The sequence below is a fragment of the Streptomyces sp. NPDC048288 genome (genome assembly GCF_043201555.1).
GTDB lineage: Bacteria > Actinomycetota > Actinomycetes > Streptomycetales > Streptomycetaceae > Streptomyces.
Genome location: NZ_JBICZD010000001.1, coordinates 1,070,512 through 1,090,336, shown reverse-complemented (window position 1 = coordinate 1,090,336; position 19,825 = coordinate 1,070,512). Strand labels below are relative to the sequence as shown.

Sequence of the window (19,825 nt, the reverse complement as noted above, 5' to 3'; positions counted from 1 at the left end):
ATCGGTGGCTCAGGGCAGTGGTGCCGGCGTAGAGGAGATCGTGCGATGGCGACTAAGCCGCCCAAGGGCGACCCGGTCCAGGACGCGCCGCGGGTCGCGGAGCCCAAGCACGCGGCGGCGGGACTGCCGGCCATCGGGCACACGCTGCGCATCGCCCAGCAGCAGATGGGCGTGAAGCGCACCGCGCTGACGCTGCTGCGGGTCAACCAGAAGGACGGCTTCGACTGCCCCGGCTGCGCCTGGCCGGAGCCGGACCACCGGCACGCGGCCGAGTTCTGCGAGAACGGCGCCAAGGCGGTGGCCGAGGAGGCCACCCTGCGCCGGGTGACCCCCGAGTTCTTCGCCGCGCACTCCGTCGCCGATCTGCACCACCGCAGCGGTTACTGGCTCGGCCAGCAGGGGCGGCTCACCCACCCCATGTACCTCGCCGAGGGCGCCGAGCACTACGAGCCGGTCGACTGGGAGCGCGCCTTCGACATCATCGGCGAGGAGATCGCCGCCCTCGCCTCCCCCGACGAGGCCGTCTTCTACACCTCGGGCCGCACCAGCAACGAGGCCGCGTTCCTGTACCAGCTGTTCGCGCGCGAGCTGGGCACCAACAACCTGCCGGACTGCTCCAACATGTGCCACGAGTCCTCGGGCTCGGCGCTGAGCGAGACGATCGGCATCGGCAAGGGCAGCGTCCACCTGGAGGACCTCTACAAGGCCGACCTGATCGTCGTGGCCGGGCAGAACCCGGGGACCAACCACCCCCGGATGCTCTCCGCGCTGGAGAAAGCCAAGGCCAAAGGCGCGAGGATCATCAGCGTCAACCCGCTCCCCGAGGCCGGTCTGGAGCGGTTCAAGAACCCGCAGACCCCCCAGGGCATGCTCAAGGGCGCCGCCCTCACCGACCTGTTCCTGCAGATCCGCATCGGCGGCGACCAGGCCCTGTTCCGGCTCCTCAACAAGCTGGTCCTGGAGACCGAGGGAGCCGTCGACGAGGAGTTCGTGCGCGAGCACACCCACGGGTACGAGGAGTTCGCGGCGGCCGCCCGGGCCGCCGACTGGGACGAGACGCTCGCGGCGACCGGTCTCACCCGCGCGGAGATAGAGGAAGCCCTGCGGATGGTGCTCGCCTCGGAGCGGACCATCGTCTGCTGGGCGATGGGCCTCACCCAGCACAAGCACTCGGTGCCGACGATCCGGGAGGTGGTCAACTTCCTGCTGCTGCGCGGCAACATCGGCCGCACCGGCGCCGGTGTGTGCCCGGTCCGCGGCCACTCGAACGTGCAGGGCGACCGCACGATGGGCATCTTCGAGCGCCCCGCCCCGGCTTTCCTGGACGCCCTGGAGAAGGAGTTCGGCTTCGCGCCCCCGCGCGAGCACGGCTTCGACGTGGTCCGGGCGATCCGCGCGCTGCGCGACGGCGAGGCGAAGGTCTTCTTCGCGATGGGCGGCAACTTCGTCTCCGCCACCCCCGACACGGAGGTCACCGAGGCGGCCGTGCGGCGGGCACGGCTGACCGTGCACGTGTCGACGAAGCTCAACCGTTCGCATGTCGTCACGGGCGCGCGGGCGCTGATCCTGCCGACGCTCGGCCGGACCGAGCGGGATCTCCAGGTCGGCCCGGACGGGAAAAGCACAGAGCAGTTCGTCACCGTCGAGGACTCCATGGGCATGGTGCACGCCTCGCGCGGCCGGCTGCGGCCGGCGAGCGCGCACCTGCTGTCGGAGCCCGCGATCGTGTGCCGGCTGGCCCGCCGGGTGCTGGGCTCCGGGTCCCGGACGCCGTGGGAGGAGTTCGAGAAGGACTACGCGACCGTCCGGGACCGGATCGCCCGGGTGATCCCGGGCTTCGAGGACTTCAACACGCGCGTGGCGCACCCGGGCGGGTTCGCGCTCCCGCACGCCCCGCGCGACGAGCGCCGCTTCCCGACCGCCACCGGCAAGGCGAACTTCACGGCGGCGCCGGTGGAGTTCCCCGAGCTGCCCGAGGGCCGGCTGCTGCTGCAGACGCTGCGCTCGCACGACCAGTACAACACCACGATCTACGGCCTGGACGACCGCTACCGGGGCATCACCAACGGACGCCGGGTGGTCCTGGTGAACCCGGAGGACGCGCGGCGGCTGGGGGTCGGCGACGGGTCGTACGTCGACCTGGTGAGCGAGTGGAAGGACGGCGTGGAGCGCCGGGCGCCCGGTTTCCGGGTGGTGCACTACCCGACGGCGCTGGGCTGCGCGGCGGCCTACTACCCGGAGACCAACGTGCTGGTCCCGCTCGACCACACCGCGGACACCAGCAACACCCCGGCCAGCAAGTCCGTCGTGGTCCGGCTGGAGAGCGCGGTGCCGCACCCGAGGACCGCTGTCTGAGCGCTCGCTCAGCCGATCTGGAAGAATCGGCAGCCGACTGAGCGTTTGCTCAGGGGAGAGACAGCTGTACGACGAACGGAGCCGGCCCATGGGCGAGCAGCAGCATGTGAAGTTCCCGCAGGAGGTCATCGACGAGTACGCCTCGCTCGGCGTCGACCTGCCGGCCCTGTTCTCGGCGGGCCACCTCGGCACCCGGATGGGCGTGCAGATCCTGGAGGCCTCGGCGGACCGGGTCGTCGGCACCATGCCGGTGGAGGGCAACACCCAGCCGTACGGGCTGCTGCACGGCGGGGCCAGCGCGGTGCTGGCGGAGACCCTGGGGTCGGTCGGGTCGATGCTGCACGGCGGCAGCTCGAAGATCGCGGTCGGCGTCGACCTGAACTGCACGCACCACCGCGGGGCCCGCTCCGGCCTGGTCACCGGCGTGGCCACGCCCGTGCACCGGGGGCGCTCGACCGCGACGTACGAGATCGTGATCAGCGACGACGAGGGACGCCGGGTGTGCACGGCCCGCCTCACCTGCCTGCTGCGGGACGTGACCAAGGCCGACGAGGACCGCGTCCGGGGCTGACACCCGGCGTGACGCGTCCATTGCCCCACGCCGTCCGCGCCCGTAGCTTCGGCGCATGGGACGGCGAGGAGGCCCCCGACCGGGGACGACCGCACTGGGGCTGGGGCTCGGACTCGCCCTCGTCCTCGCCCTGCCGACCGCCTGCGCCGGCCCGGACGGCCCCGGCCGCCCCGATCCCGCCCCCGCGAGCCCCGCGCCCGCCGCGACCCCGTCCACCCCGCCGTCAGCCTCCCCGGCGGTCTCCTCGATCGTCTCCGACGCCGAGCTGTGCGCCACGATCGTCGCGCACTGGTCGCGCGAGGTGCTCGACAGCGGCACTTACGGCGACTACCAGTCGATGGGACTGTCCAACGGGCAGTACGAGATCCTGCGGGACGTCGTCGACGCCGCGCGGGCCGTGCGACGCGGCCAAGGGGCCGCTGCCGCCGACGAGTTGATCGACCGTCGGGCGCGAACCGCCTGCGCCGGGCGGTACCGCGACGGCACACCTACAGGAGGCCCCTGGCAGTGAGCGGCACGAGCGGCATCGGCCCCGTCGAGGCGGGCGAGGGCACCAGCGCGTGGGACGTCCCGGAGACGGTCGCCCCCGCTCCCCCGCACTCCGCCCGCCACCGCGCCGTCGTCGCCCTCGCCGCGTCGGCCGCCCTGCTCGCGGGCGGCGGCTACCTCGTCGCGACCCGCCCGCACAGCCCGCCGCCGCCCGAAGCGCCGTACCCCGCGCAGACGGTGGCGTTCGCGTTCCTCGGCGGCCGCGCCACCTCCCCCTGGGCGGAGCCCCGCAGTTTCAGCTTCGCGGTGCGTATGACCGTCATGGACGGGCCGCCGGTCACCGTGCCCCGGATAGCCCAGCCCTATGCCGGCCTCGCCCTGACCGTGTCGCCACGCGCACCGTTCCGGACAAAGTCGGGCTCACCCCGTGAGATCACGATCACGATGCATGTGACCGATTGTGGGGCAGTTCCGAAGGATGCCGGACTTCCTTTCCTGGACGTAACTCTGCGTAATGCCCGTGCAATACAAGTACAGAGTTTCATCCTGGGATCCCGCTACGCACAGCACCTCTCTCACGCCCTGAAAGTCGCCTGTAGCAACAGTTAGCGATCATCCCGGGTAATCACCAAAACATCCGAGACACCTGATCCGACGGCGGCGGGTCCTGCGGGTTCTCAGCATGCGGACGGGGCGAATCGGCCGGAATTCCGCTCTTCTCCGCACCGTGTACCGCTCTGCATTACCTCGTGTCATAACAAGAGCGTCACAGCATGGGTCAGACCCTCCTCCGCGTTCCCCACACCCGCCTAGAGTCACGGCCAGTCACGGCACCGTCGGAATCCCTCTTCGACCGGGGCGCGCGACTCGACCGTTTCCACGGGGATGCGGTTGTTCAGGGGAAAGGACTGATCGTGCGTCAACGTTCGCTCATCGCCATCACCGCCGCGCTGGCAGCGGGAGCACTCACCCTCACCGCCTGCGGTTCGCGAGACAGCGGCGACAAGGGCTCCGACTCCGGCAGCGGTGGCACCACCGTCACCATCGGCGTCGACGCCCCGCTGACCGGCGACCTGTCCGCGCTCGGCCTGGGTATCAAGAACTCGGTGGACCTGGCGGTCAAGCAGGCCAACAAGAAGAAGTACGTCGACGGCGTCACCTTCAAGATCGAGGCCAAGGACGACCAGGCCCAGCCCTCCTCCGGCCAGGCCAACGCGTCCGCCTTCGTCGGCGACAACAGCGTCTACGGCGTGGTCGGCCCGCTGAACTCCTCCGTCGCGCAGTCGATGCAGAAGGTGTTCGACGACGCGAAGCTGGTCGAGGTCTCCCCGGCCAACACCAACCCCGCGCTGACCCAGGGCGACAACTGGCAGACGACGAAGGCCCGTCCGTACAAGTCGTACTTCCGTACCGCGACCACGGACGCCATCCAGGGCCCGTTCGCCGCGCAGTACGTGTACAACACGGCGAAGCTGACCAAGGCCTTCATCATCGACGACAAGAAGACCTACGGCGCCGGTCTCGCCGCGACCTTCACCGGGGAGTTCAAGAAGCTCGGCGGCAAGGTGGTCGGCACCGAGCACATCAACCCGGACTCCAAGGACTACTCCGCGGTCGTCACCAAGGTGAAGAACTCGGGCGCCACCGTGGTCTACTACGGCGGCGAGTACCCGCAGGCCGGTCCGCTGAGCAAGCAGCTCAAGGCCGCCGGCGCCAAGATCCCGCTGGTCGGCGGTGACGGCATCTACGCCGACGACTACATCAAGCTGGCGGGCACCGCCGCGACCGGCGACATGGCCACCTCGGTCGGCGCCCCGGTCGAGACCCTCGACTCCGCCAAGGAGTTCGTCGCCAACTACAAGGCGGGCGGCTACACCGAGGCGTACGGCGCCTACGGCGGTTACTCCTACGACTCGGCCTGGGCGATCATCGAGGCCGTGAAGAAGGTCGTCGACGACAACGGCGGCAAGCTGCCGTCCGACGCCCGCGCGAAGATCACCGCCGCGGTGCAGAACGTCTCCTTCGACGGTGTGACCGGCAAGGTCTCCTTCGACGAGTACGGTGACGCGACCAACAAGCAGCTCACCGTCTACAAGGTCGAAGGCGGTGCGTGGAAGGCGGCCACCTCGGGCACGTTCACGCCGAGCAGCTGACCCACACCCGCACGCAGCACCGAGCCGCGCGGGGCGCTGTTCCACTGGCGCCCCGCGCGGACTCGCATCCGGCCTCATCCGTCGAACATTCCGAACGTCTCGGAGGACATGCGGTGAACGAACTGCCGCAGCAGCTGGTCAACGGCCTGCTACTGGGATCCATGTACGGGCTGGTCGCCATTGGCTACACGATGGTCTATGGCATCGTCCAGCTCATCAACTTCGCCCACGGCGAGATCTTCATGACCGGCGCCTTCGGCGCGCTCACGGTCTACGCGTACGTACTGCCCGACGGCACCTCGATCTGGATAGCGCTTCCGCTGATGCTGGTGGGCGCGATCATCGTCGCCGTCCTGGTCGCGGTCGGGGCGGAACGCTTCGCCTACCGTCCGCTGCGCACCGCGCCGCGTCTCGCCCCCCTCATCACCGCCATCGGCCTCTCGCTGGCCCTGCAGCAGGCGGTGTGGGCCTGGTACCCCGAGGCCAAGTCCGCCCGTACCTTCCCCACCATCCCGGGCGGCCCCTTCAACATCGGCAACGTCACGATCCAGACCGGTGACATCTTCCTGGTGATCGTGGCCCCGCTCAGCATGGCCTTCCTCGCCTACTTCGTGATGCGCACCCGCACCGGCCGCGGCATGCAGGCCACCGCCCAGGATCCGGACACCGCGAAGCTGATGGGCGTCAACACCGACCGCATCATCGTGATCGCGTTCGCCCTCGGTGCCGCCTTCGCCGCCGTCGGCGGTGTCGCCTACGGCCTCAAGTACGGCCAGATCGACTTCAAGATGGGCTTCCTGCTCGGCCTGAAGGCCTTCACCGCGGCCGTCCTCGGCGGTATCGGCAACATCTACGGCGCCATGCTCGGCGGCCTCGTCCTCGGCGTCGCCGAGGCCCTGTCGACCGCGTACATCTCGGACATCCCCGGCATGAGCCAGTTCGGCAGCCAGTCCTGGGCCGACGTCTGGGCGTTCGTACTCCTCATCCTCGTACTGCTGTTCAGGCCCCAGGGTCTGCTCGGCGAACGCGTCGCGGACAGGGCGTGACACCGATGACCACACAGACCACCGCATCCGAGACCCCCGAGTCCCCGGAGACCCCGGCCGCCCCCGCGGCCCCGCAGAGCGGCCTGATCGGCCTGCCCGCCCCGCTCGGCCGCGCCCTCGCCACCGGCGGCGGCGTCCTCGCCATCATCTCCACGTTCATGTCGTGGACCTGGACCGCCGACTTCCCCGGTGACCTCACCCTCTACGGCTCCCCGGGCGGCCTGCAGGTCCTGGTGCTGATCGGCGGCATCCTCACCGCCCTGTTCGGTCTGGCCTCCTACGGCTTCAAGTGGCTGACCCTGCTGACCCCGGGCAGCGCCGACAGCGCACTGAAGATGGCCGCGCTCGGCACCTTCGCCACCGCCTGGTACACGGTGATCGCCATCAGCGTGAAGCTCGGCGGCGTGGTCAACCTGGACCCCGGCGGCTTCGTCGTCGCGATCGCCACCCTGCTCGCAGTGGTCGGCGCGCTGGCCCTGCCGTTCGAGCGGCCGGAGCCCGACCCGATCGACCCGGACGACACCGGCTGGGAGCTGTTCCGGCACAACACGCGCCAGAAGTGGAACGTGTTCAGGGCAGCCTTCGCCGGCAAGACGCCGGCCCCGGCGGCCCCGCTGCTCCCCTGGGTCGAGATCCTGGTCATCGTCGCGGCCATGGCCGTGGGCCTGATCGTCTTCAGCTACGGCATCGGCACCTCGTACGACCAGCTGTTCATCGGCTTCCTGATCACCGCCGGCTTCGGTTTCGCCTCGCTCTCCAAGGCCGGGATCGTGGCCCGCGTCTCGGCGATCACCGCGAAGCACCGGAACATCACCATGACCGGCGCCTTCCTGGCCGCCGCGGCGTTCCCGTTCACGCAGTCCAACGACCAGTACGCGACGATCGGCGTCTACATCCTGATCTTCGCGACCGTCGCCCTCGGCCTGAACATCGTCGTCGGCCTCGCCGGCCTCCTCGACCTCGGTTACGTCGCCTTCCTCGGTGTCGGCGCCTACACCGCGGCCCTGGTCTCCGGCTCGCCGTCCTCGCCGCTGCACGTGCAGTGGCCGTTCTGGGCGTCGGCGCTGCTCGGCGCGGCCGTCGCGATGATCTTCGGCGTCGTCATCGGCGCCCCGACCCTGCGACTGCGCGGCGACTACCTGGCCATCGTCACCCTCGGCTTCGGTGAGATCTTCCGGATCACCGTCCTCAACCTGGACGGCACCTCGGGCCCGGACGTCACCAACGGTTCCAACGGCATCTCCTCGATCCCGAACCTGAACATCCTCGGCTTCGACTTCGGTGCCGAGCACCAGATCCTCGGTTCCACCATCGGGCGGTTCGCCAACTACCTGCTGCTGATGCTGATCATCACGTTCATCGTGGTCATCGTCTTCCGCCGCAGCAGCGACTCCCGTATCGGCCGCGCCTGGGTCGCCATCCGCGAGGACGAGACCGCCGCGCTCGCCATGGGCATCAACGGCTTCCGGGTCAAGCTGATCGCGTTCGCCCTGGGTGCCTGCCTGGCCGGCCTGTCCGGCTCGGTCCAGGCGCACGTCACCTACACGGTGACCCCGGAGCAGTACCAGTTCGCCTACGTGGTGCCGCCCAACTCGGCGTTCCTGCTGGCCGCGGTGGTCCTCGGCGGCATGGGCACCATCTCCGGCCCGCTGGTCGGCGCGTCCCTGCTGTACCTGATCCCGGCCAAGCTGCAGTTCCTCGGCGACTACCAGCTCTTCGCCTTCGGCGTCACGCTCATCCTGCTGATGCGCTTCCGCCCGGAGGGCCTCATCCCCAACCGGCGCCGCCAGCTCGAGTTCCACGAAGAGGCCGAAGCGCCCGCCGTCCTCACCAAGGCAGGGGCCTGACCACGATGACCACGGAAACTACCGTCAAGGACGCCGCGGCCGGCGAAGTCGTGCTCGACGCGCGCGGTGTGACCATGCGCTTCGGCGGCCTCACCGCCGTCCGCAATGTCGACTTCACCGTCAAGAGCGGCGAGATCGTCGGTCTGATCGGCCCCAACGGCGCCGGCAAGACCACCTTCTTCAACTGCCTCACCGGCCTCTACATCCCCACCGAGGGCGAGGTCCGGTACAAGGGCGAGGTCCTGCCGCCGAAGTCCTTCAAGGTGACGGCGGCCGGCATCGCCCGGACCTTCCAGAACATCCGGCTGTTCGCCAACATGACCGTCCTGGAGAACGTGCTGGTCGGCCGCCACACCCGCACCAAGGAGGGCCTCTGGTCCGCCCTGCTGCGCGGCCCCGGCTTCCACCGCGCCGAGTCGGCCTCCCGCGCCCGGGCCATGGAGCTCCTGGAGTTCGTGGGCCTGGAGAAGAAGGCCGAGCACCTCGCCCGCAACCTGCCCTACGGCGAGCAGCGCAAGCTGGAGATCGCGCGGGCGCTGGCCAGCGAGCCGGGCCTGCTGCTGCTCGACGAGCCGACGGCCGGCATGAACCCGCAGGAGACCCGGGCCACCGAGGAACTGGTCTTCGCGATCCGGGACAAGGGCATCGCCGTGCTCGTCATCGAGCACGACATGCGGTTCATCTTCAACCTCTGCGACCGCGTCGCCGTCCTGGTGCAGGGCGAGAAACTCATCGAGGGCGACAGCGCGACCGTGCAGGGCGACGAGCGGGTCATCGCCGCGTACCTCGGCGAGCCGTTCGAGAACGCGCCCGGCGACGAGGAGGCCGCCGAGGTCGAGGCGGCGGAAGCCGCAGCCGAGGCCGACACCCCGACCGACGCCGTGCCCGGCAAGGAGAACGACCGATGACCGCACTGCTCGAAGTGGAGGACCTGCGGGTCGCCTACGGCAAGATCGAGGCCGTCAAGGGCATCTCGTTCAAGGTCGAGGCCGGCGAGGTCGTCACCCTGATCGGCACCAACGGCGCCGGCAAGACGACGACCCTGCGCACGCTGTCCGGGCTGCTCAAGCCGGTCGGCGGGCAGATCCGGTTCAACGGCAAGTCGCTGAAGAAGGTCCCGGCCCACCAGGTGGTCTCGCTGGGCCTCGCCCACTCCCCCGAGGGGCGGCACATCTTCCCGCGCATGACCATCGAGGACAACCTGCGCCTCGGGGCGTTCCTGCGCAACGACAAGCCGGGCATCGAGAAGGACATCCAGCGGTCCTACGACCTCTTCCCGATCCTCGGTGAGCGGCGCAAGCAGGCCGCGGGTACCCTCTCGGGCGGCGAGCAGCAGATGCTGGCGATGGGGCGGGCGCTGATGTCCCAGCCGAAGCTGCTGATGCTGGACGAGCCGTCCATGGGGCTGTCGCCGATCATGATGCAGAAGATCATGGCGACGATCGCGGAGCTGAAGTCCCAGGGGACGACGATCCTGCTGGTCGAGCAGAACGCGCAGGCGGCGCTGTCGCTGGCCGACCAGGGGCATGTGATGGAGGTCGGCAACATCGTCCTGTCGGGCACGGGTCAGGATCTGCTGCACGACGAGTCGGTTCGTAAGGCCTATTTGGGCGAGGACTAGGTAACCGCAGAGGCCCGCGTCCCCTTCTCCGGGGCGCGGGCCTTCGTGCGTCGGGTTCAGCCCTTGCTGGACTTCTTCTCGTCGCTGTCCGCGATGACCGCCTCGGCGACCTGCTGCATCGACATGCGGCGGTCCATGGACGTCTTCTGGATCCAGCGGAAGGCGGCCGGCTCGGTCAGGCCGTACTCGGTCTGGAGGATGGACTTGGCGCGGTCGACGAGCTTGCGGGTCTCCAGGCGCTGGGAGAGGTCGGCGACCTCGGCCTCCAGCTGCTTCAGCTCGCTGAACCGGGAGACGGCCATCTCGATCGCCGGGACGACGTCGCTCTTGCTGAACGGCTTGACCAGGTAGGCCATCGCGCCGGCGTCGCGGGCCCGCTCGACCAGGTCGCGCTGGGAGAAGGCGGTCAGCATCAGGACCGGGGCGATGGACTCCTCGGCGATCTTCTCGGCCGCGGAGATGCCGTCCAGCTTGGGCATCTTGACGTCGAGGATGACCAGGTCGGGGCGGTGCTCGCGGGCGAGTTCCACGGCCTGCTCGCCGTCACCGGCCTCGCCGACGACCGTGTAGCCCTCCTCCTCCAGCATCTCCTTGAGGTCGAGCCGGATCAGGGCCTCGTCCTCGGCGATGACGACCCGGGTCGTCATCGGAGGCACGTGCGACTTGTCGTCGTCGGGTGCGTCGACTGGCTGGGGCGACTCGGCGGCGGTCACAGGGGCTCCTCGTTCAGGGCATGGGTACTGCTGACAAGAGCCTACCTAGCTACGGTATGGTGGACGCGCGGAGGGTCGGGGATCACCTTGGATTCTTCGAGCCCCGGTAGCCCAATTGGCAGCAGGCAACGGATTCAAAACCCGTACAGTGTCGGTTCGAGTCCGACCCGGGGCACTTTTCCTTGGATTCCAAGGTCGCGATAAGAAGACAATAAAAAGACATGAATGAGGGCCCCTCCGCCGGACGGAGGGGCCCTCGTTCGTCACTTGGGGCTGTCGTCCTCGCCGATGTGGTGCACGCGGACCATGTTGGTCGAGCCGGAGACACCGGGCGGGGAGCCCGCCGTGATGACCACGATGTCGCCCTTCTGGCAGCGGCCGTACTTCAGCAGCAGTTCGTCGACCTGGTCGACCATCTTGTCCGTCGAGTCGACGTGCGGGCCGAGGAGGGTCTCGACGCCCCAGGTGAGGTTGAGCTGGGAGCGGGTGGCCGGCTCCGGGGTGAAGGCCAGCAGCGGGATCGGCGAGCGGTAGCGGGAGAGCCGACGGACGGTGTCTCCGGACTGGGTGAACGCGACCAGGAACTTCGCGCCCAGGAAGTCGCCGATCTCGGCGGCGGCCCGGGCGACCGCGCCGCCCTGGGTGCGGGGCTTGTTGCTCTCGGTCAGCTCCGGCAGGCCCTTGGCGAGGATGTCCTCCTCGGCGGCCTCGACGATCTTCGCCATCGTCCGGACGGTCTCGATCGGGTACTTGCCGACGCTGGTCTCGCCGGAGAGCATCACCGCGTCCGTGCCGTCGATCACCGCGTTGGCGACGTCGGAGGCCTCGGCGCGGGTGGGGCGGGAGTTCTCGATCATCGAGTCGAGCATCTGGGTGGCGACGATGACCGGCTTGGCGTTGCGCTTGGCCAGCTTGACGGCGCGCTTCTGGACGATCGGCACCTGCTCCAGCGGCATCTCCACGCCCAGGTCGCCGCGCGCGACCATGATGCCGTCGAAGGCGGCCACGATGGAGTCGATGTTCTCGACGGCCTGCGGCTTCTCGACCTTGGCGATCACCGGGAGGCGGCGGCCCTCCTCGTCCATGATCCGGTGGACGTCCTCGATGTCCTTGCCGCTGCGCACGAAGGACAGGGCGATCACGTCGACGCCGGTGCGCAGCGCCCACCGCAGGTCCGCCTCGTCCTTCTCGGACAGGGCCGGGACGGAGACGGCGACACCGGGGAGGTTGAGGCCCTTGTGGTCGGAGACCATGCCGCCCTCGACCACGGTGGTGTGCACCCGGGGGCCGTCCACATGGGTGACTTCGAGGCAGACCTTGCCGTCGTCGACGAGGACGCGCTCACCGGGGGTGACGTCACCGGCGAGGCCGGAGTACGTCGTTCCGCACTGCCGGCGGTCGCCCTCGGCGCCCTCCTCCACCGTGATGGTGAAGGTGTCACCGCGTTCGAGGAGTACGGGCCCCTCGGTGAAGCGGCCGAGCCGGATCTTCGGACCTTGAAGGTCGGCGAGGATCCCGACGCTGTGACCGGTCTCGTCGGAGGCCTTGCGCACCCGCTGGTAGCGCTCCTCGTGCTCGGCGTAGCTGCCGTGGCTGAGGTTGAGTCGGGCGACGTCCATTCCGGCCTCGACCAGGCCCTTGATCTGGTCGTACGAGTCGGTGGCGGGCCCCAGAGTACAAACGATCTTTGCTCGGCGCATACTTCGAGCCTAGGCCTTACCGGCGGGTAGAGAATTGGTCGCACATGACGACCCAACAACCTTTGCGTGAAGGCCTATTGACAAGTGTTGAATTGTGCGACAGGCCGCTCCGATGAGCATCTCGCATGTGTTGAATACGGCATTCCCGGTATCGGGATCACAGCTCCGGCGGTGTCATCGTGAAATGCGCACTGACCTGAGCGGTCACGCGCAGTTGCGGAGGTTCGAGATCCAGCGGTTCGGCGGGCTCCCGCATTTCGGCGGCCGCCAGGCTGCGGACTCCGGCGGCGAAGGCCGGCCGGTGCGGTCGCGGCCCCTCGACACCGGTGTCGGCCAGCTCGATCAGGGCGGCGAGGGAGGTGCCGAGGGCGCTCGCGTACTCCCGGGCCCGCTGCACCGCCTCGGCGACCGCCCGCCGCCGGGCCTCGCCGTGCACGGGCGAGTCGGGTCGCAGCGCCCACCAGGGGCCGTCGACCCGGGTCAGCTCCAGGTCGGCGAGCCGGGTGACCAGTTCGCCGAGCACGGTGAAGTCGGTGAACTCGGCGGTGAGCTGCACCCGGCCGTGATAACTGCGCACCCGCTCGCCCCGGCCTCGCTCGGTGAACTCGGGGGCGATGGAGAAGGCGCCCGTCGACAGCCGTTCCACTACATCGCCGTACGACTTGATCAGGTCGAGGGCGGTGGTGTTGCGGCGGGTGAGGTCGTCCAGGGTCGAACGGCGGTCGCGGCCCCGGGCGCTGACCAGGACGCCGATCCGGGCCAGTTCCGGCTCGACCTCCAGCTCGGCCTCGCCGCGCACGACGAGGAGCGGGGCGTCGGGGGTGCCGGCCGAGGGGTGCGCCTCTGAGGTCATACGCCCCACTCTGTCACGCCATCCCCGCTTGTGCGCACCGGAGTTAACACTCCGGGTCACCAGATCGCAACCTCCCGGACCTGTTGCCGTCAGTCATGCCCAGGACAGAATCTACGCGCGTCGTTGACCGAATCCCGAGGAGATCAAGACATGCCGTTGAACCGCCGGAAGTTCCTGAAGAAGTCCGCCGCGACCGGAGCGGGAGTGGCGGTCGCCGGCGCGGCGGCGGCTCCGGCGCAGGCCGCCCAGGCTCCCGCGAAGCCCGCCAAGCAGCCCAAGCGGTACGCGCTGACCGTCATGGGCACCACCGACCTGCACGGGCACGTCTTCAACTGGGACTACTTCAAGGACGCGGAGTACTCCGACAAGGCCGGCAACGCGATGGGCCTGGCCCGCATCTCGACCCTGGTGAACCAGGTGCGCGAGGCGAAGGGCCGCTGCAACACCCTGCTCCTGGACGCCGGCGACACCATCCAGGGCACTCCTCTGACGTACTACTACGCCAAGGTCGACCCGATCACCGCCAAGGGCGGCCCGGTGCACCCGATGGCGCAGGCCATGAACGCGATCGGGTACGACGCGGCGGCGCTCGGCAACCACGAGTTCAACTACGGCATCGAGACCCTGCGCAAGTTCGAGGACCAGCTGCACTTCCCGCTGCTCGGCGCCAACGCGGTCGACGCGACGACCCTCAAGCCCGCCTTCCCGCCCTACTTCATGAAGAAGTTCCACGTCCCGGGCGCCCCGCCGGTCAAGGTCGCCGTCCTCGGTCTGACCAACCCGGGCATCGCGATCTGGGACAAGGCCTATGTGCAGGGCAAGCTGGCCTTCCCCGGTCTTGAGGAGCAGGCCGCGAAGTGGGTGCCCAAGCTGAAGGCGATGGGCGCCGACGTGGTCGTGGTCTCGGCGCACTCCGGCTCCTCCGGCACCTCCTCCTACGGCGACCAGGTGCCGTACGTCGAGAACGCCGCCGCGAACGTCGCCAGGCAGGTGCCGGGCATCGACGCGATCCTGGTCGGCCACGCGCATGTGGAGATCCCGGAGCTGAAGGTCACCAACGAGGCGACCGGCAAGACGGTCGTCCTCTCCGAGCCGCTCTGCTACGCCGAGCGCCTCACCCTCTTCGACATCGAGCTGGTGTTCGGCAAGGGCAGGTGGGAGGTCGAGTCGGTCTCCGCCTCGCTGCTGAACTCCAACACCGTGGCCGACGACCCGAAGATCACCAAGCTGCTCTCCGACGAGCACGCCGAGGTCGTCGCGTACGTCAACCAGGTCGTCGGCAGCGCCACCGAGACCCTCACCACGGTCGAGGCCCGCTACCAGGACGCCCCGATCATCGACCTGATCACCAAGGTCCAGGAGGACGTGGTCAAGGCGGCCCTGGCGGGCACCGAGTACGCCGCGCTGCCGGTGATCGCCCAGGCCTCGCCGTTCTCCCGCACCTCGGAGATCCCGGCCGGCGACGTGACCATCCGGGACCTGTCGAGCCTGTACGTGTACGACAACACCCTGGTCGCCAAGCTGATGACGGGCGCCCAGATCCGGTCGTACCTGGAGTACTCGGCGGAGTACTTCGTCCAGACGGCCGCCGACGCCGTCGTCGACGTGGAGAAGCTGACCAACGCGAACAGCCGTCCGGACTACAACTACGACTACGTGTCGGGCCTCCGCTACGAGATCGACATCGCCCAGGCGGCCGGGTCGCGCATCAAGAACCTCACCTACGACGGCGCCGCCCTGGACGACACCCGGCAGTTCGTGCTGGCGGTGAACAACTACCGGGCCAACGGCGGCGGGGCGTTCCCGTACGTCGCCTCGGCCAAGGAGCTGTGGTCCGAGTCGACGGAGATCCGCACCCGGATCGCGGAGTGGGTGACCGCCAAGGGCGTTCTCGACCCGAAGGACTTCGCGTCGGTGGACTGGCGGCTGACGCGGAACGGCACTCCGGTGTTCTGAGGCGTGCGCGTGTTCTGAGGCGTGCGAAGGGCGCCGGTCCGTGGGGCCGGCGCCCTTCGCTCAGTCGACCAGGGGGGTGAGCTGCCTCGGCTGCTGCTGCGCCGGGACCCGCTCCTCCGGCCGCTCCAGGCCGAAGCTGGTGAAGGCCGTACGGGCGGGCAGCGGGTAGGGGTCCTTGCCGGTCAGGGAGTTGAGGATGGTGGCGCTGCGCCAGGCGGCCAGCCCCAGGTCGGGGGCGCCGACGCCATGGGTGTGGAGTTCGGCGTTCTGGACGTACGCCGAGCCGGTCACCGACGGGTCGAGGACCAGCCGGAACCGCTCGTCCACGCGCGGGCGTTCGCTGCTGTCGCGGCGCAGATAGGGGTCGAGTCCGGCGAGCAGCCGGCCGAGCGGGCGCTCGCGGTAGCCGGTGGCCAGGACGACGGCGTCGGTGGCGAGCCGGGAGCGGGTGCCCTGCTGGACGTGTTCCAGGTGGAGTTCGACCTTGGTGGTGGCGATGCGTCCGGCCGTACGGACCTGGACGCCCGGGGTCAGGACGGCGTCGGGCCAGCCGCCGTGCAGGGTGCGGCGGTACAGCTCGTCGTGGATGGCGGCCATGGTGTCGGCGTCGATGCCCTTGTGCAGCTGCCACTGGGAGCCGACGAGCCGGTCCCGGACGGGCTCGCCGAGGGCGTGGAAGTAGCGGGTGTAGTCGGGGGTGAAGTGCTCCAGGCCGAGCTTGGAGTACTCCATGGGCGCGAACGCCTCGCTGCGGCCGATCCAGTGCAGCTTCTCGCGGCCCGCGGGGCGGTGGCGCAGCAGGTCGAGGAAGACCTCGGCGCCGGACTGCCCGGAGCCGACGACGGTGACGTGCTCGGCGGCCAGGAAGGCCTCGCGGTGGTCGAGGTAGTCGGCCGCGTGGACGACCGGGACGCCCGGGGACTCCACCAGGGGTCTGAGCGGATCGGGCACGTACGGGACGGTCCCGACGCCGAGCACGACGTTCCTCGTGTAGGTACGGCCGAGGGCCTCGGCCTCCCCCTCGGCGTCGAGCTGGGTGAAGTCGACCTCGAACAGGTCCCGTTCGGAGTTCCAGCGGACCGCGTCGACCTGGTGGGAGAAGCCCAGTCCTGGCAGGTTCTCGGCGACCCAGCGGCAGTAGGCGTCGTACTCGGCGCGCTGGATGTGGAAGCGCTCGGCGAAGTAGAAGGGGAAGAGCCGGTCGCGGGCCTTGAGGTAGTTGAGGAACGACCAGGGGCTGGCGGGGTCGGCGAGGGTCACCAGGTCGGCGAGGAACGGGACCTGGATGGTGGCGCCGTCGATCAGCAGTCCGGGGTGCCAGTCGAAGCCGGGGCGCTGCTCGTAGAAGACGGCGTCGAGTTCGGCGAGCGGGTGGGCGAGGGCGGCGAGGGAGAGGTTGAACGGTCCGATGCCGATGCCGACCAGGTCGCGGGGTGCTTCCGGCTCATGGCGTGGGGGGTGGGTCATCTGGGGGTGGTTCCTTCGACGAGTTTGAGGAGGACGGCCAGTTCGTCCGGCCGGGTGTGGGGGTTGAGCAGGGTGGCCTTGAGCCAGAGCCGGCCGTCGAGCCGGGCCCGGCCGAGCACCGCCCGCCCGTCGTGCAGCAGCCTGCGGCGTACGTCGGCCACCTCGTCGTCGGTGGCTCCGGTGGGGCGGAACAGCACCGTGCTGATGTCCGGGCGGTCGTAGAGCTCGAAGCCGGGGTGCTCGCGGACGAGCGACGCGAACTCCCGGGCCCGCGCGCACACCTGGTCGACCAGGGAGCCCAGTCCGCTGCGGCCGAGGGTCTTGAGGGTGACCGCGATCTTGAGGACGTCGGGGCGTCGGGTGGTGCGCAGCGAGCGGCCGAGCAGGTCGGGGTAGCCGGCCTCGGTGTCGTCGTCCGCGTTGAGGTAGTCGGCGTGGTGGTGGAGGACGCCCAGCTCGGCCGGCCGGGCGACGGCGAGCAGGCCGGCGGCGACCGGCTGCCAGCCGAGCTTGTGCAGGTCGAGGGTGACGGTGTGGGCGCGCTCCAGGCCCGCGAGTTTCTCCCGGTGCCGGTCGCTGAAGGCGAGGCCGCCCCCGTAGGCGGCGTCGACGTGCAGCCGGGCGCCGTGGGCCGCGCACAGGCCGGCGATCTCCGGGAGCGGGTCGATGAGTCCGGCGTCGGTGGTGCCGGCGGTGGCGGCGACGACCAGCGGCCGGGGCAGGCGGGTGAGGGCGTCGTGCAGGGCGGCCGGGTCGAGGGTGCCGTTCGGTGCCGGGACCACGACGGGGTCGGGCAGGCCGAGCAGCCAGGCGGCGCGCGGCAGCGAGTGGTGGGCGTTGGCGCCGCAGACCAGCCGGGTGCCGCCGCCGAGGGCCTCGCGGGCGAGCAGCAGGGCGAGCTGGTTGGACTCGGTGCCGCCGGAGGTGACCACGGCGTCGGAGAGGCCGATGGTGTGGGCGAGGGTGCGGGTGACCATGGCCTCCAGGGCCGAGGCGGCCGGGGCCTGGTCCCAGGAGTCCAGCGAGGGGTTGAGGGCGCTCGCGGCGAGGTCGGCGGCGGTGGCGACGGCGAGCGGCGGGCAGTGCAGATGCGCGGCGCACAGCGGGTCGGCCGGGTCGGCGGCGCCCTCGGCGAGCGCGGCCACCAGGGCGCGCAGGGCGTCGGGTTCGCCGTCGTCCGGGAGGACGTCCCCCACCGCGTCCGCGACCCGCTCGGCCACCGCCTCGGGTCCGCCGGCGGGCAGCGGTCCGCCGCGCGCCCTGGCGCCCTCGCGCAGCGCGTCGAGCACGGTGTCCAGCAGGGGACGCAGGGCGTCGGGTCCCTGAGGTCCGGATGCGAGGGGCGGCGTGCTCATGGGCTCTCCTCGGGGCGCTGGCCGAAAGGGGTTGTCCGCAGGGTGAGTTCCAGCTTGTACGGGATTGGGCCCGCGCGCCCATAAAGCCCAACGATCGGAACCCGAAAGTGGGTACTGCCGTGCGGGGAAAACCTGTCGGGGCGACGTGCTCCGGGGAGCCGCCGGGGCGCTCGGGCGAAGTGCCGGCAGGGCGTTGAGGCGGGGGCTGACCGGGATTAACGTCGACCGGGTGATGGACGCGTGGATGATCGACGTGCCCGGTGAGCGGGTGGTGGTGCGGGAGCCGCTGCCCTCGGACGAGGCGCCGCTCCTGGAGCTGTTCGAGGCGTGCGAGGACTGGTTCGTGGCGGCGACCGGGCTGCCGTCGGGACCGGGCGATGTGCAGAGCCTGTTCTACGGGCTGCCCGAGGGCGCCGACCCGGCGGACAAGGTGCTGCTGGTGCTGGAGCGGGACGGGGTCGTCTCGGGCCTGGTGGACGCCGTACGGAACCATCCGGCGCCCGGCGCGGTCGCGGTGGGGCTGTTCCTGCTGGCGCCCTGGGCGCGGGGCCGGGGTCTGGGGCGGGCGCTGGCCGAGTCGCTGCTCGCGCATGCCGAGGGGGTGTCGCTGGTGACGGCGAGCGTGCCGCCGGGGTGGCGCTCCGGGGAGTGCTTCCTGGAGCGCCTGGGCTTCACGCTGGGCACGGCGGCACCGACCGCGGCCGAGGTGGGCAACCGGCGCACGGGACCGCGGGAGGGCGGGGTGCGCCGGGCGGAACTGCGGCCGGCCCGCTGACGGTCAGGGGCGGAAGTCGGCCGCGTGGTCCTCGGCCCACCGCGCGAAGGTGCGGGCCGGCCTGCCGGTGATCTCCTGGACCGTGGTGGTGATCTCGGGCGGCACGCCGACCGTGGCCTCGAACGCCTTCAGCAGGCCCCGGACCAGCTCCGGCGGAGTCTGCGGGAACAGCAGCGGTCCCGCCTCCTCCGCGGTCACCTCGACGAAGTCCAGCTCGCGGCCGACGGCCCGGGCGATCGCGGCGATCTGGTCGGTGTTGGTGGTGGCGGCGGGCCCGGTGAGGCGGTGCGCGGCGCCCTCGTGGCCGTCGTCCAGGAGGGCGCGTTCGGCCACGGCGGCGATGTCGTCCTCGTGGATCGGGGCCGTGAGCATGCCCGCGAAGGCACCGCGGACGGTGTTCCCGGCGCGGATCTGGGGCGCCCACTGCAGGGCGTTGGTGGCGAACGCGTTGGGGCGCAGGAACGTCCAGGCGAGGCCGCTGTCGCGGATCTGCCGCTCGGCCGTGGCGTGCATGACGTGGATGGGGTGGGTCTCGTCGGCGCCCTCCTGGATGATCCCGGAGGAGAGCAGGACGACGTGCCGCACCCCGGCCGTGCGGGCCGCGTCCAGGAGTTCGGGCATCCGGCCGCCGGCGCCCTGGACGTACAGGAAGAGCCTGCTCACCCCCGAGAGGAGGGCGGCCTGGTCGTCCGCCCGGAACTTCACCACCTCGGCCTTGTCGGGCAGCCCGGCCCGCTCCGGGTCACGGGTGAGCGCCCGCACGGGCTGCCCGCCGGCGACCAGCCGCTCGACGAGGGCACGGCCGACGTTGCCGGTGGCACCGGTCACTGCGATCACGGATCTCTCCCTCGGCTCAGTGTTCTCGGGCACCGAGCCTAGGAGCGGCGGCGGGTCGCCGGGACCCGCCGCGCCCGAGTCGTCCGG

Annotated in this window: 17 protein-coding genes and 1 tRNA gene; 12 read left to right on the top strand and 6 right to left on the bottom strand. The window is 70.4% G+C overall.

The window, feature by feature from the left end; genetic code table 11:
- The first annotated feature begins 45 nt into the window (after positions 1-45).
- From ACGFZS_RS04835 to ACGFZS_RS04795, 9 genes are all read left to right on the top strand, one after another.
- Positions 46-2,355, top strand: coding sequence for an FdhF/YdeP family oxidoreductase (locus ACGFZS_RS04835; RefSeq protein ID WP_393793884.1), 2,310 nt, complete (start codon positions 46-48; stop codon positions 2,353-2,355).
- 88 nt (positions 2,356-2,443) lie between these two features.
- Entirely contained in the window at positions 2,444-2,926 is a 483-nt protein-coding gene (locus tag ACGFZS_RS04830; RefSeq protein WP_393793883.1) for a PaaI family thioesterase, read from the top strand.
- Between the two features lie 55 nt (positions 2,927-2,981).
- On the top strand, positions 2,982-3,437 hold the full coding sequence (locus tag ACGFZS_RS04825; RefSeq protein WP_393793882.1) for a hypothetical protein: 456 nt from the start codon (positions 2,982-2,984) through the stop codon (positions 3,435-3,437).
- Complete coding sequence (locus ACGFZS_RS04820) at positions 3,434-4,024, top strand: Tat pathway signal sequence domain protein (RefSeq protein WP_393793881.1); 591 nt, start codon at positions 3,434-3,436, stop codon at positions 4,022-4,024. The genes ACGFZS_RS04825 and ACGFZS_RS04820 overlap by 4 nt, the downstream gene beginning before the upstream one ends.
- 305 nt (positions 4,025-4,329) lie before the next feature.
- Positions 4,330-5,568, top strand: a complete 1,239-nt coding sequence (locus ACGFZS_RS04815; RefSeq protein WP_393793880.1) for a branched-chain amino acid ABC transporter substrate-binding protein — start codon at positions 4,330-4,332, stop codon at positions 5,566-5,568.
- Positions 5,569-5,681: 113 nt separating this feature from the next.
- Positions 5,682-6,614, top strand: a complete 933-nt coding sequence (locus ACGFZS_RS04810; RefSeq protein ID WP_359209855.1) for a branched-chain amino acid ABC transporter permease — start codon at positions 5,682-5,684, stop codon at positions 6,612-6,614.
- A gap of 5 nt (positions 6,615-6,619) precedes the next feature.
- Positions 6,620-8,461 (top strand): branched-chain amino acid ABC transporter permease, encoded by a 1,842-nt coding sequence (locus ACGFZS_RS04805; protein WP_393793879.1) that lies wholly within the window; start codon positions 6,620-6,622, stop codon positions 8,459-8,461.
- A gap of 5 nt (positions 8,462-8,466) precedes the next feature.
- Complete coding sequence (locus tag ACGFZS_RS04800) at positions 8,467-9,369, top strand: ABC transporter ATP-binding protein (RefSeq protein ID WP_355708069.1); 903 nt, start codon at positions 8,467-8,469, stop codon at positions 9,367-9,369.
- The gene (locus ACGFZS_RS04795; protein WP_355708067.1) at positions 9,366-10,082 is read left to right on the top strand and encodes an ABC transporter ATP-binding protein; all 717 of its coding nucleotides are present in this window, start codon (positions 9,366-9,368) and stop codon (positions 10,080-10,082) included. The genes ACGFZS_RS04800 and ACGFZS_RS04795 overlap by 4 nt, the downstream gene beginning before the upstream one ends.
- A gap of 56 nt (positions 10,083-10,138) precedes the next feature.
- On the opposite strand, the gene ACGFZS_RS04790 is transcribed toward ACGFZS_RS04795, so the two are convergent.
- Positions 10,139-10,795 carry a response regulator gene (locus tag ACGFZS_RS04790; protein WP_359209843.1) on the bottom strand — a complete coding sequence of 219 codons (657 nt, stop codon included), beginning with the start codon at positions 10,793-10,795 and terminating at the stop codon, positions 10,139-10,141.
- 100 nt (positions 10,796-10,895) lie between these two features.
- On the opposite strand from ACGFZS_RS04790, the gene ACGFZS_RS04785 reads away from it, so the two are divergent.
- Positions 10,896-10,970, top strand: a tRNA-Leu gene (locus ACGFZS_RS04785).
- A gap of 88 nt (positions 10,971-11,058) precedes the next feature.
- Here the strand turns inward: ACGFZS_RS04785 and pyk are convergent.
- Together pyk and ACGFZS_RS04775 are read right to left on the bottom strand one after the other, a co-directional pair.
- Entirely contained in the window at positions 11,059-12,495 is a 1,437-nt protein-coding gene (gene pyk, locus ACGFZS_RS04780) for a pyruvate kinase (protein WP_393793878.1), read from the bottom strand.
- A gap of 157 nt (positions 12,496-12,652) precedes the next feature.
- Entirely contained in the window at positions 12,653-13,348 is a 696-nt protein-coding gene (locus ACGFZS_RS04775; protein WP_393793877.1) for an SIMPL domain-containing protein, read from the bottom strand.
- 150 nt (positions 13,349-13,498) lie between these two features.
- On the opposite strand from ACGFZS_RS04775, the gene ACGFZS_RS04770 reads away from it, so the two are divergent.
- The gene (locus ACGFZS_RS04770; RefSeq protein ID WP_393793876.1) at positions 13,499-15,304 is read left to right on the top strand and encodes a bifunctional metallophosphatase/5'-nucleotidase; all 1,806 of its coding nucleotides are present in this window, start codon (positions 13,499-13,501) and stop codon (positions 15,302-15,304) included.
- Between the two features lie 60 nt (positions 15,305-15,364).
- On the opposite strand, the gene ACGFZS_RS04765 is transcribed toward ACGFZS_RS04770, so the two are convergent.
- Together ACGFZS_RS04765 and ACGFZS_RS04760 are read right to left on the bottom strand one after the other, a co-directional pair.
- Positions 15,365-16,771: a SidA/IucD/PvdA family monooxygenase gene (locus ACGFZS_RS04765; RefSeq protein ID WP_355708057.1), complete on the bottom strand. Its 1,407-nt coding sequence runs from the start codon at positions 16,769-16,771 to the stop codon at positions 15,365-15,367.
- A complete protein-coding gene (locus ACGFZS_RS04760; RefSeq protein WP_393793875.1) occupies positions 16,768-18,126 on the bottom strand; it encodes a pyridoxal phosphate-dependent decarboxylase family protein in 1,359 nt (452 codons plus the stop codon). Before ACGFZS_RS04760 ends, ACGFZS_RS04765 begins: the two co-directional genes overlap by 4 nt.
- Before the next feature lie 244 nt (positions 18,127-18,370).
- On the opposite strand from ACGFZS_RS04760, the gene ACGFZS_RS04755 reads away from it, so the two are divergent.
- Positions 18,371-18,901 carry a GNAT family N-acetyltransferase gene (locus tag ACGFZS_RS04755; protein WP_393793874.1) on the top strand — a complete coding sequence of 177 codons (531 nt, stop codon included), beginning with the start codon at positions 18,371-18,373 and terminating at the stop codon, positions 18,899-18,901.
- A gap of 3 nt (positions 18,902-18,904) precedes the next feature.
- On the opposite strand, the gene ACGFZS_RS04750 is transcribed toward ACGFZS_RS04755, so the two are convergent.
- Complete coding sequence (locus ACGFZS_RS04750) at positions 18,905-19,738, bottom strand: NAD(P)H-binding protein (RefSeq protein WP_393793873.1); 834 nt, start codon at positions 19,736-19,738, stop codon at positions 18,905-18,907.
- Positions 19,739-19,825: the final 87 nt, after the last annotated feature.

Coding starts and splice junctions, on each gene's coding strand:
- ACGFZS_RS04755 (WP_393793874.1), top strand. CDS start 18,371: ATGATCGACGTGCCCGGTGAGCGGGTGGTGGTGCGGGAGCCGCTGCCC.
- ACGFZS_RS04765 (WP_355708057.1), bottom strand. CDS start 16,771: ATGACCCACCCCCCACGCCATGAGCCGGAAGCACCCCGCGACCTGGTC.
- ACGFZS_RS04825 (WP_393793882.1), top strand. CDS start 2,982: ATGGGACGGCGAGGAGGCCCCCGACCGGGGACGACCGCACTGGGGCTG.
- ACGFZS_RS04805 (WP_393793879.1), top strand. CDS start 6,620: ATGACCACACAGACCACCGCATCCGAGACCCCCGAGTCCCCGGAGACC.
- ACGFZS_RS04835 (WP_393793884.1), top strand. CDS start 46: ATGGCGACTAAGCCGCCCAAGGGCGACCCGGTCCAGGACGCGCCGCGG.
- ACGFZS_RS04830 (WP_393793883.1), top strand. CDS start 2,444: ATGGGCGAGCAGCAGCATGTGAAGTTCCCGCAGGAGGTCATCGACGAG.
- pyk (WP_393793878.1), bottom strand. CDS start 12,495: ATGCGCCGAGCAAAGATCGTTTGTACTCTGGGGCCCGCCACCGACTCG.
- ACGFZS_RS04760 (WP_393793875.1), bottom strand. CDS start 18,126: ATGAGCACGCCGCCCCTCGCATCCGGACCTCAGGGACCCGACGCCCTG.
- ACGFZS_RS04775 (WP_393793877.1), bottom strand. CDS start 13,348: ATGACCTCAGAGGCGCACCCCTCGGCCGGCACCCCCGACGCCCCGCTC.
- ACGFZS_RS04795 (WP_355708067.1), top strand. CDS start 9,366: ATGACCGCACTGCTCGAAGTGGAGGACCTGCGGGTCGCCTACGGCAAG.
- ACGFZS_RS04800 (WP_355708069.1), top strand. CDS start 8,467: ATGACCACGGAAACTACCGTCAAGGACGCCGCGGCCGGCGAAGTCGTG.
- ACGFZS_RS04770 (WP_393793876.1), top strand. CDS start 13,499: ATGCCGTTGAACCGCCGGAAGTTCCTGAAGAAGTCCGCCGCGACCGGA.